At 42.6% G+C, this 11,321-nt stretch carries 5 protein-coding genes and 1 pseudogene; 1 reads left to right on the forward strand and 5 read right to left on the reverse strand.

Annotated features, from left to right (window positions below; genetic code table 11):
- A pseudogene (locus tag ACE1CD_RS02300) lies at positions 1 to 468 on the forward strand (hypothetical protein); the annotation flags it as partial.
- Positions 469 to 471: 3 nt separating this feature from the next.
- On the opposite strand, the gene ACE1CD_RS02305 reads toward ACE1CD_RS02300, so the two are convergent.
- The 5 genes from ACE1CD_RS02305 to ACE1CD_RS02325 all read right to left on the reverse strand — a co-directional run.
- Complete coding sequence (locus ACE1CD_RS02305) at positions 472 to 4,218, reverse strand: hypothetical protein (RefSeq protein ID WP_374789679.1); 3,747 nt, start codon at positions 4,216 to 4,218, stop codon at positions 472 to 474.
- 793 nt (positions 4,219 to 5,011) lie between these two features.
- A complete protein-coding gene (locus tag ACE1CD_RS02310) occupies positions 5,012 to 6,652 on the reverse strand; it encodes a multiprotein-bridging factor 1 family protein (RefSeq protein WP_374789678.1) in 1,641 nt (546 codons plus the stop codon).
- A 44-nt stretch (positions 6,653 to 6,696) separates the two neighbouring features.
- Positions 6,697 to 8,271 (reverse strand): UvrD-helicase domain-containing protein, encoded by a 1,575-nt coding sequence (locus tag ACE1CD_RS02315; RefSeq protein WP_374789677.1) that lies wholly within the window; start codon positions 8,269 to 8,271, stop codon positions 6,697 to 6,699.
- A gap of 147 nt (positions 8,272 to 8,418) precedes the next feature.
- Entirely contained in the window at positions 8,419 to 10,458 is a 2,040-nt protein-coding gene (locus ACE1CD_RS02320) for a hypothetical protein (RefSeq protein ID WP_374789675.1), read from the reverse strand.
- Positions 10,459 to 10,591: 133 nt separating this feature from the next.
- A partial coding sequence (locus ACE1CD_RS02325) for a hypothetical protein (RefSeq protein ID WP_374821304.1) occupies positions 10,592 to 11,321 on the reverse strand: 730 nt, incomplete at its 5' end.

An 11,321-nucleotide genomic window follows, 5' to 3' on the forward strand; every position in this document is an offset into this window, starting at 1 on the left:
GAAAGGTTTTGTACCTTCGCCCGCGAACCCGAACAACGCAAAGTCGGCATTGATGCCCGGATTAGTGTGGAAGCAGTTAGCTACGAAGTAGACCCAGACCTAGCAGGAGAAACGGTAATTTTGTGGTGGGGGCTATTCGACGCCGTCGAGCCCTTCGATTTGCTGGCTCTTGCTTCTCTTTCTGATAAATTTTCAGGCGCTGAAATTGAAGCGGCGATCCTCGATGGAATGTACGAGGCGTTCTACCACAACGAACAGCTGACAACACAACACATCGCCCGATGCCTCTCTAGCACCGTTCCCCTTGCATCTATTGCCGCTGAGCAAATTGACTCACTCAAACTTTGGGCTGCTCGCTCTGGTGCTAAATCAGCCAGTATAGACTACCATCTTTCTCTCGAACTCAAACAGATGGCATCCAAATTTCAACACCCGCTTGAAGATCCTCTAAAAAACGATAAACTTTAGCTTTTAGCTTGTTGACTGGATCGTTCGCAGCGCAGTCTGCATCAAGCCACCGAATAGTTTACATACCACCCACGACGGTGTAGCAGCTAAAAACTGCCGCATGAGTGGAGGTGGAACGTTCTCAATCGTACAGATAACTGTTTCGGATACCAAATCTGTATGAGCGGGGTTTTCTAAATCTTCAGCCAGTGCGGGCAGATACTTTTCCACAATATAGAGCTGGCCATAGTCCAGTTCCGTTAACGTTAGCTTTTCCTTTAAAGCCTTATAAAGAAAAACTAACGCACCAACTAACTGGTTGAAAGTTTTACCAGTTGCTTCTTTTGCCAGTTGAGAAACCCTACCGGGACTAAGTTTGAGGATTTTGGCGATCGCATCGCGGCTGGCGTCCCCAGTTTCCTTTACCATCTGCCAAGCAACCTGGATCATCCCTCTAGCTTTTTGCTCTCCCTTAGATGCGGCATCTGGGGCTAAGTCGTAAGCATCTATAATTTCAACCGTACAACCGGGGAATTTCTGTCTGAGGGTGCCGATATCCTGCTCTGTCATAGCATCCCCAGCTAGGAAGTCCACCCAGATTTGTTCATCAGGTCGCAAGTGTGCCCGCACTCGTCCGGCATCTTGTATAATCTCTGCCCGCACTTGTGCGTTGTACCATGCTCCGTACCGTCCCGAGCGGTTGATGGGGTCTACTACTTCCCCGGTGAGGGCGTGCCACTCACCTGCTTTAGCTGCTAAGTTGGGTTTTGGCAGCCCGAAGTTGATTAAGTGGTTAGTGCTGGTGAAGCGGTTATTACCGCGAGTATCTTTAAACCAATAACCGCGAGTAGCGATCGCTTGTGGAAATTTATCTAGCTGACCTTTAAAGCCGATTATGGCCCTTTTCGAGTCCGGTACGTCAGTGCGATCTATCAGTCCTGCGATCGCCGCAGTAATTCGTTTCCAAGTTGTTTGGGCTGCGGTTCCTTTGGGATTGGTGCCGAGTCCTTTTACAATGCGGAAGTAGAGATTTTTGAAGGCATCTGGGGCAACTTTCTGCTCTATTTCTAGAATGTGTGCGATGCCTGTTTTGCGCTTTAAGTCGGCTATTGTAATAGTAGCATCTAAAAAGTTGACAAATTTAAAGCCGGATAAAGTGCGGCGATGGCGATTGCTAGGTCGAGTTATTTCTAATTCGCCCTGAGCGTTGATTTGGATATCTGTGTATTTGTCTTGACCGCTAATTACCTTAAGAAGCGATGAAAGCCAGTTGAAAACTGCATACTTTTTAATCGCTTCTTGTTTTTGCTCTGGAGTTTGGCATCCTTCTAATATGTGATTCCATTTGTGGGCGAGTGTCACTCTCAATTGCTCTTCCAGTTCGGGTATTCCAGGTGTGTCCCACGGGTCGGCGTTCGGGTTGGCTTTTGCCAATCTGGCTCTCAGTTTGGCAGCTATTGGATGCTCAAAAAATTCACCTAGTTTGCGGTAGCGCTGCCAAAATTTTACCAAAAGTGGGTCTACTTTTTCTCCAGCTAAAATTGCTAGGCTTTCGCCGTGGTTGTATCCATATTGGGGGATGTTTTCCAGGTTGGATAATACTCTCCAAACCAGCCTTATGAAAGGTCGAATTAAATTGTATTGTTGTGAATTTTCTGTTTCAAGCTGCAATGCTAATTGTGCTATAGCTGCTTTTGTGAATTTAACGTTTTTGGTTGCTTTTAGTAAAGTTCCAGGCTCATCCACAATCGCTACATCAAGGTGAGAAACGCTTCCCAAAGAATCTATGTGAGCCCGGAGATTGTATTTAGCTTTTAGTTGTTCTTGTCTTCTTTGTAAAAATACGCAGTTGGAAAATAAGGAACATCTTTGACAAATTGGGGAATTTTTTCCGCCGAAAATTGTTGCGTCTTTTTCAGAAGATGCGATGATAAATGTGTCGGTTTCGGGGCAGTTACCTGGAATGTCCGGCTGTTTTCCTTTGGGCGTGCGAGTGCGGTATGGCTGCAAGAGAGGAGTTAACCTCAAATAATCTAAATCCTCTCCGTTGTGACGGCTAATTAAGTCTTCCGAATTTTGTTCGACTGTTGCTGTAGTGGGATTTTTATGGTCTGCGGATATTATGAATATCCGCCCACCAATGTCTTTACCTTCTTCGTCGTATTCGAGCAGGTCAAAGTCAGCACGAGTGTATAATCCTGAATCGTGGGACTTCCCAGTACCGACGAGCGATCGATCTAACGTTGCTCGGAAACCTTTTTGGAAGGCTTCGATATTCAATCGGCGACGCTCTCCGGATTGAAAGATTATTTTGGGACAGCCCATCTCTACCCATTCCTGGAAAGTCGGCAAGTTTCCCGGTGAGTAGTTAATAGTTGTCAAACCTTTGTAGGGTACAATCGCACTGCATTGTGTTGGCGTTTGCTCCCGCAAGTTACCATTTGGTTGTATCCCTATGCTGTGGATAAATTGCACAAATTGAGAATCTTTTAACCAACCAGCCTGGTTTTTGGAGATTCTATTATTTGAGAGGTGCTTTACAAGCGAATGGCACAAATCCTGCCATAAATGCTGAAGTTGGCGATCGGCTTGAAGTATTAACCATTCTGAGCGGCTGATTTCCCTCGGAACCTGACGATCCCAATTAGCTTGTACGGACGTTTCCAGAGTGGCGTTACATTTAGCCCAAAATTCGGGAGCGCTGATGCGATCGACTTGCGATATTTGTCCTTCTACTAGCAGTTCGTCGATATCTAGCTTGTTCTTACTTTCCTGTCCCCACCACGCTACAGAGGGCTGAATGCCAATTCGTTCGAGTAGGTTGAAGGTGCGCCTGTAAGCTCCTTGTTGACCGATTAGGTTGTGGTTTTGAGTTGCCCCGGCGTCGGGACAGAAAACAATCCGAGCGCAGTTGGCTGCGGCTATGGTCTGCTGTAGCAGTTTGGCACTAGCTGTAAAATTACCGCCGGCGGCACCGATAACAAGGATGTCTGGGCGGTGGTACCTCAACCACAGAACTAGAGCTACTATAGCTGGTTTTAATGCTCCTTCTACCAGCCAAATTTCGCCGATTCTGGTGGTTTGCGGGTGACGGTAGACGAACAGGGGCAGTTCGCCAGACGGTAAGTGAGGGCCATTTCCTTCTTGATTGGCGGAAGACAGCCAGATGTATTTGGCCACTTTTTCCCGATCGTCTGAGGCGATTTGGAATCCGCAGATATTACCGTTGAAGTCTAGCGCTGCTAGAGCTATTCCCTGTACGCCCAGCAAGGTGGTATGGGAGCCCTTTAATTTTACTCCGGCTAGGTCTGCCGAGACGCCGTAAACTCGCATTCCCCTCTCCCATGAGTGAAACCATCTTTGGTTGACAGCAAAGTCGATTTCTGGCTCACTCAGGTGCCGCACACAGCGCAATTGCAGCCGATGCTTGTGGCTGAGATATTTATGGCTTAAGTTCGGCAGCTTCCGGTATTGGCAATTTCGCTCTTCAATTGAAGGCAGTTTTTTAAGTCGTTCCGCTTGTTCTTTCTGCTGCGCTTCCCGCTGTTGCCGCCACTGTTCCCGTTGCTGTTGCGATGCTGCTTCTAGTTCGGCTCTATTTCCCCAAATGCCGAATCCCCACTTATCCGTGCCCAGGAAAGTATAGCCCGGTGGATCGCTAAGGTTGCTCCGACAATGAATAAAGCTGGTTCTATTTGATTGACGGCAATCCGAGCGTGCCCCATCACATATAGGGCAGCTCCTTTTTAGGGAAGTGAATTCTCTGCTCATAAAGCACCTCCCTGGAGCTTCTTCTGGTTCTGCAAGGCAGATCTACCCCCACAAAAAATTTTGGTTTTGTCGCCTAACTCTGTTGGCATTGAGGTTTTCAGAGCTTCCTGATAAATGAACCTCTGCCTCCATGTGCTGGTGGAACAACCACTTTCACTTTCGGTGTGTTTGTTCTGGAGGTTGTTTCCTTGTTCAATGCTGGAGTAAATAGCGTAATTTCTTTTGATGGAATGAAATTCAGATGGCATCACGACATAATGCCAGATCTGGTTGTATCCATTATTGAAAGCGATCTTTTCTCTTTGATCGGGCTGGTTTTAAAGGGCTGAAAGCCTTACACAGTAAAGATTTTAAAAATCTGTTGTTAGGGGATGTGGGTGGTTTTGTTAGGGGATGTGGGTGATTTTGTTTTAACGCTAAAACTTATGTAACATAAGAGTTTGAGCCCTTTTTTAAGGGCTAACTTTGTTTAAAACAAACTGGAGGCTTACAAAGCCAAGGTTTTGTGTACCTAATTCGATCGACTGACGCTCACGACTGATACCCCCCTTTTTTTGGAGGCAGTACGGGAGTGGGATCGGGAGAGTGGTTTCGCGGGAGAAGGAACAACATTGAGGCAGTAAAAAGGGGTAGCAGACCCGGATTTGGTAAATTTTCTTTATTTTTCTTTGGAATTAGCCGCTATTACTCCTTTCCCGCTCAAAGAAGATCTATGAGACTGCGATCGGGGCGACCGGAGAAAAAAAGTAATGATAGACTAGCTTCTGGCCTGAAGGCAGTAAGCAAGAATTGCTCAATCTGGAATACACAGCAGCTTTCTTATCTTTGACTCCAGTTCTGGGGTTGTCTTGCGATCGCCGCGTTCGATCAGGGATATGAGATTTTGGGATACTCCGAGAAAACCAGCGAGCTTAGCCTGAGACCAACCTTTAGCTTTTCGGGCTTCTCTTATTTCGTTGTTAGTCAAGCCAATGCGAGGCTTGGGTTTAGGTTTAGCTTTGGGCGGTTTAACCTTGGATGCTAAAAGTTCTGGAATTGGCGTGGGTTGCTTAAAAGTTAACCCCGCTTCTAGCAGCCGTTCTATAATTTTTATTTGTCGCCAGCCTTCAGGTTTCTTACTTTGATTTCCTGGTCGTAACCATTCTGGGTATGTTCGATCGAAATAAACTTCCCAACCAAGTTTGATAAGCAGTTTTAAAGCGTTATCCCAGTTTTGTTTTAAAGTGTGCGCTCTCAACCGATCGCTACGCGCTGAATCGATTACCGTTTTAGGTATTACTGCTTCAAGCAGATTTTTTACCTTATATTCACCGCTCAAATGCACGCGACTATCGAGAGTTAGGTATAAAGCTAGTCTAAGAGTTAATTCATTATGATATGGATCTATTTTTAAAACTTGTTGAGCTAAATAACCGAATTGATATAAAGCTTCTCGTGACTTAGCTCCAGCTCGATTCAAAAAATCTTGAGTCCACAATCCAGGTTGTACAGTGATATAAACCTCTTCTGGTTTATCTATTTTTCCTTCCAGATTAAACTGACCGGTTAATTTAATATAGACATTCCACATTCTACCGACAGGAGCGCTTGCTATAATTTGTCCTTTTTTATTTTTTCCCTCTACCCAGAAAGCTTTGACTAACAAACAATCAAGAATGAAGGCAGTGTTGGTTATTTCTAATAACTTTTCTGTTCGGCTTTTTTTGTGATTCTTGTCCCAACCAAAATCTCGAATTATATCGCTGGCTTTCAAATGAAATTGGCTTTGCCAAGGGCGCTCCTGTTTCATAGTAAGAGCTGCAAAAACCAGGTGTAATTTAGCAGTTGTAAAGCCAAATTTATTAATAATTTGTTGAGCTTCATCCCAAGGTAGTAAAGTTATATCTCCTGGAGAAGTGATATAATGTTCGATATAGTTATTAGTATTGCCTTTGGCTTTATGCTGTAAATAGGCTATTCCCTGCTCATTCTTTTGCCATAAATCTTTCCGTATATAAGCTTCAAGGCTCGAAAACATTACTGCTGCGGACGGAATAGGAACTACAGGTTGAAGCCGTGGCTCTGTAACTAATGGGGGTTGATTTAATAAATAATTAGAATCAGCGACTACCGTATCCCAGATACTTTGCCCTTCTAAATTAGCTTTGAATTTGTCTATTATTATTTCAGCTATTTTCTGAACATAAAATTCAAATTCACTAGGAGCTAGTTTATTACCTGTGTTCTCAATAATTTTTTTAGCTATACTTGTCGCGATTTCTTTAATTTTTTCGGACAACCCCGATTGTAAAGCTGCTATCATATCTTTTATTGCCAAATCTACGTTATTATCCAGTTCGGCAATAATATTATTTCTGTCTCTACAGGCGAGATTATTATCTATACATAAAGTATCTTTATTTAATTTTTTTTCTTTATTTCTGTCTTTTTTCATATATTTATAGTTTGCGTTGATTAATATTATAAAATAATAATTAACTATTTGCCCGCTAAAAACAAATCGTGTTTAGCCCTCGTAGCAGCAACAAACTGCAAGTTTTTTTCCTGCTCCTTTTCCCAATCCTTCTCGGCTCTAGGATGTGGAAGCAAATCCGGTCTAATGTGAAAAACTCTTTCAGCCTCTAGCCCTTTAGAACCATGTATCGTGGTCAAAAATACTTCATTCTTATCGCTTTTAGATAAACGCTCGATCGCTCCAGTCAGTTCAACTGTATCTTGACAATTATTACCAGTATAGATAGCATTAAGGGTGAGGATGCGATCGTGCAAATCCACAACTACTGTAATCGGTACTCCATCAAAGAGCATTTCTTTTTTTCTTGACTCATACCACGTTTGCAAAGTATCAGTAAATTCCTGACAACTATACCGTTTGGTTGTCTCTCCTACAATCTCGCCCAGCAAACTATTCAGTTGACTGGCGATATCCTTATTTTTTATTTTGGCTGCAATTCCTGCCTTGAGCAGTTCGTAATATACTGGTATCAACGGATAAAAGCAGCGACAGATAATCAAATCGCCAGCTTTAGCTAACTTGGGAATTTCTGCTATTTTTATTGAGTTAACCGTTCCTGGTGGCGCATTCTTGCGAGGTTCGATTACATTATAAATTTGATTGGCCAACTCGATATGGGTAGTCGGACATCTATAGCAAATAGATAAAGATAATTGAATCGCACCTGTTCGTTCTATAATATTAGCAATACTTTGTCGATCGACTGCACTAAACCCCATGATAGCTTGACGTTCGTCGCCAACAAAAATCCCCCTAGCTCCGGCTTTATATGCCCTCATGACAATATCGATTTGTGCGGCGTTGAGGTCTTGCACTTCATCTACACACAGAAAGTCGTAGCTATATACTGGCAAATTCAACACAGATGGTAGCCATACCATATCTTCATAAGAAATAAATTCTCTACATTGACGTATTCCTATTTCTAGAATTTCAAACACAGCTTTTTGAATAAAATCCCAATCTCCTATACTGGGCAATCCATAATAATGGCATAATTGTTTTAATGTTGTGCTATTGCTGGGGTCAGTTAAAGTAAGTTGACTGAACTTTACCAACGATACCAATCGCTGGTATTCCAGCGCTGAATGTACCTTTCTATCTGCTAAATAATCCTTAACAATCACTGAATATTTACGTTTGTTAATCTCAGGCATATTGCGAAAAGCACGACATAAACTTGACAAACCCAAACTGTGTATAGTACTCGCTTCGATGTGTTTGGGCAGTTTACGATTTAGCTCATCAGCAATATGTTTGTTGAATGCTAGAAAACGCGAGCGTAGATTTTTGGGAATAAAATTAGCACCTTTTATTAAAGTAGTAGTTTTGCCACTTCCCGGTACAGCCGAAACTACACATGACCCCTCACCGGACGCTAACCAATCGAAGATTGCTTTTTGATAGACAGATGGCATAAATCCCAACACCATATCTCCTGATGTTGGTTGGTTATTAGCCTTATTATAAGAAATACGGTGCGGTGTTCCCAACACCATATCGCCTATTCCAGGAAGTGGAAGTTGTTCGTGAGCCACGTTTTTTTTTAAGCTATCAGCTATCAGCTATCAGCTATCAGCCAATTTGTAAGATTTGAATTCCTTACTATGCGTCGTCAATAACCTGACTCCTGATGGCTGACAGTTGATAGCTTACAGCTATTATAAACAACCAATTTAAATTTTTCAATACTGTCCCCGCCTTTCAATTAATTCAGAACGTACAGTTACCAGTAATTCTTTTGCTACTTTCACCGCTAGCTCATATTCGCTTATACTTTCATGTATCCCCCACTTTTTCCCTGTTTGTCTCTTGATATAGGCAAACACAACTTTATGCAGCATTTGGCCATTATTTTTATAAAAATCGCTCTGGATAGCATCTGGATTAACCACTCCGTTAGATTCCTCTAATTCTGACTCTCTTACCATCAACGGCAATAAGCATTCTAAAGGATTATCTATTAAACTTTTACCGCTACTGCTATCTGGAATCAACCACTTCTGGTCGAGTAACTTATAAATGGACGAACTAATTGCTGCGCCATACTTTGTCGCATTTTGGCGCTTAATTTCATCGGGTCGGCAAGATACTGCTGGATGGGGAGGAATAACTGCACTGTGTTCGATATCGATTTCTAATTCTTTAATAAATGTTGCATAGGTTGATGGTGGCATAGTATCTCGTAACCGCATACCGCCTGCTAAGATTTCTCCATTCTCATCGAGAGCGAATCCTTTTTGCTTTAATACTGTCCGCCGCTTGTATTCCTGGAAAGGCATGGTAATGCCATCTACCATTACCATCCAATCCAAACCTAAATGACCGATAAAATTAACCTTTACTTCTTCCTTGGTTCTAGATATTTGTTTTCTGACTACAGAAGTACCGACTGGTAAATCAATTGATTGCGGTAGAATTTGAATTGTGCGATTATCTAAAACAGCTTCGACTCTTATACTAACAGTGCGAGTGTTGCGTATTTGATTCATTCGTTCGACGATGGCATCGCATATTTTATCTTGAAGAGATGGGGAGGCTACTTTTTCATTATCTGGTTGAATCGCTCTTAAAACTTCATCGGCGGCATTCTTAAAAACATTATATAATCCTTTGGACTCTGAAACTGATTTGGTTGCGGTAAGCAGTCGCTCTTCGCTTTTTTGCTCAATCTGATTTGTTAAACTACCGCTTTGTTTTAATTCTGATGCTAAATTAAATTTAGAGTTGGTTTGAGTCCGAGTATTATTTACTGGTGGGGCGGGTAGATTTAAAACAATTATATCTCCCGCTTTTAACTTAGAAGTATCGTTAAATTTAATAACATTCTCCCCAGCCGAGTATTCGGTTTCAATAATAGGCTTTAAAATTACCTCAATTTCTTCTTCTCCATATCCAGATAGGGGCGCTAATTTCTGTCCTTCTAGAAATGAGAGAAAAATGTCCCGAATCCCCAATGCTTCGTGCGAGACAACAACGCCCCAATTTTCGTGAGTTAAGTCAGGTAAATTACCGGGTGGGCGACCCGGTACTCTACGTACTATACGCCCGAATTCTTGTTCTGCTACTGTCAGGCTTTTCATAATACATAAACTCACCTCTACTGATGCCCAAGGGTGAGAAAACCCTTCCCCTACCATGCCACAATGTACGAGGCAGATATACTCGCCGCTAAAAAAACGCTGATAGCTAGCACTCGGTTTACCTGCTAAATCGAAACCTTCCTTTTCGCTATGAACTAAGCCAACGCGCTCTTTCAGGATAGGAAAGTTTTGCAGCAGTTGGTATAATCGATGGGCGTGCGGTATGTTAAGAGCGCGGACAATCATGGCGTGCGGTTGGCCTGTACCACGTTTTTGAGTTAAAATTTCTACAGCCTTTTCTAAGACTGGCAAGCAAAAGGAATCGGCTAGTAAAATTTTTCTAAACCATTCTCTATCTGATTCAGCTTTAGCAAAAAATACTTCTGGTGTATATTCAATTTCTTGCCCATTTTCCTCTTCTACCAGGAACGCTTTGCTTGTCGCTTCTTTGTACATTACCCGTTTAATGGGTGGTTCTTTGAGTTGCCAAGCATCTTGAATGGTAAACTCGTAATCTGTAACTGGAGAATACCGTGTAATTATTTGTCCAGTTTCTGATGTATCTTCTAACGTTGTATACTGTATATGCGGAATCGGTTTGCTGTCGGAACGAAACCGAGAACCTGTTAAAAATACTAACAAACTTGAATTACTGGAGTTTAGACTAACCGCGCCCTAAAGCGCGGTTAGTCTAAACTCCAAGCAATCCAAAATAGCTCAGCTTCTAGCTGAGTAAAAAATCCTAATTAACATCAGGATTTAAGAAAGAAAAAAGTTAACTTTTCGAGTGCTTTTTGGTTCGAGAAACACCTTTTTTGACTATAGGATAACGAGTACGAGGCAACCGTTGTTGTCCCGTAGGCCAGCCTGGAGACTTTCCACGGAGTTTGGCAGAACAAGCAGGTGTACCAATCGCGGCTAAAACTCCAGGCATAGCTTGTGCAACTCGACCAGGGGTTAATTTAGAGAGAGATTTCTGCCAAGGTAACGGTCTATCTTCGACTATTTCACGAGCTAACCAAAGTTCCCAAGTAATCATCGGCATCAAATCGCTCCACCGCTCACACTGAAAGGGTGTACTAAATTTAGGTAAAGTCCAATGAAGACGTTGTTTAGCTAAACGATACCAATGGTCAACTCCAAAACGTCGCAAGTATAGCTGCCAAATTTCAGCTAAAGACGGCATTTCTTCTCCAATCCAAATTAACCATAAAGGCTTAGGCATTTTCCAAGAATACAAGCGCTCTATCCTTTCCACCCGAATTAGTTGCAGTTGATGTTGTGGCGCAGCTTGGAAATGTAAATCTTTCCATAAACTAATTCGTAATTTTCCTAATTGAGGATCATCCCATTCCACAGTTTCGATTGTTTCTGTCCAAGTGGTAGAATCATTAAGTTTAAATTTGTTACCGTGTCGGCGCGGACGACCCTTACCAGAATAAGGTGGCGGTGCAGTGCGTAAACATAGATTAGAACGGAGTCGAATTAATTTGTCCGCCTGGATG

The organism is Aerosakkonema sp. BLCC-F183, assembly GCF_041929145.1.
In the GTDB taxonomy this organism is placed as follows: domain Bacteria; phylum Cyanobacteriota; class Cyanobacteriia; order Cyanobacteriales; family Aerosakkonemataceae; genus Aerosakkonema.

What these genes read in the sequence shown, in the direction of transcription:
- ACE1CD_RS02305 (WP_374789679.1), bottom strand. Translation starts at nt 4,218, where the DNA reads ATGAGCAGAGAATTCACTTCCCTAAAAAGGAGCTGCCCTATATGTGAT.
- ACE1CD_RS02310 (WP_374789678.1), bottom strand. Translation starts at nt 6,652, where the DNA reads ATGAAAAAAGACAGAAATAAAGAAAAAAAATTAAATAAAGATACTTTA.